Here is a 701-nt window from a genome sequence, read left to right as displayed (position 1 = left end):
ACCTGCCGCTGATCGGCATGTGGATCAAGCTCCTGTCGGTGCCCTACAAGTTCCTGTTCCCCGCCATCGTGCTGTTCTGCGCAATCGGCGTGTACTCGACCAACAACAACACCTTCGACATCTGGATGGTGGGCATCTTCGGTCTGGTGGGCTACACCTTCTTCAAGCTGGGTTGCGAGCCTGCGCCATTGCTGCTGGGCTTCATCCTCGGGCCGATGATGGAAGAGAACCTGCGCCGTTCGCTGCTGCTGTCGCGTGGCGACTGGAGCGTGTTCGTCACGCGTCCGATCTCTGCCAGTCTGCTGGCTGCAGCGGCGCTGCTGTTGGTGATCGTGCTGCTGCCGGCTGTGAAGTCGAAGCGCGAGGAAGCCTTCGTCGAAGAATAAGCGGGGCTTCGCTCCTCTGTAGCAAAACGGCGCCCTCGGGCGCCGTTTTTCGTTTACTGGGTATTGCGTTAGGACTGGGGGGAGCGTTCGGGGCGCGTGCGCAGGACACCGGGTGCTCCCCTCCGCGAATGTCCCCCGCTTCGCTCCTCCTTTATTTCGCTGCGGGGAGCACCCGGTGCCCTGCGCACGAGAGGCGCGGCTTGTTGTGCTGGCCGATCAACGACCGCTCTGAGCGATCACACCGTCGGCGTGATCGCGCCCTGAACAGCGGGCGTCAAACACCCTCAGGGCAGCGGGCGTCAAACACCCTCAGGG

The 701-nt window shown here is 63.2% G+C and carries 1 protein-coding gene; it reads left to right on the top strand.

Annotated features, from left to right (window positions below; translation table 11 throughout):
- Positions 1 to 386 (top strand): tripartite tricarboxylate transporter permease (locus AC1DXX_RS33395; protein WP_478138483.1); only part of this gene is annotated, 386 nt, incomplete at its 5' end.
- Between the last annotated feature and the right edge of the window lie 315 nt (positions 387 to 701).

The organism is Variovorax sp. P4_B10, from assembly GCF_056402375.1.
This window is presented reverse-complemented; position numbering and strand designations above follow the sequence as displayed.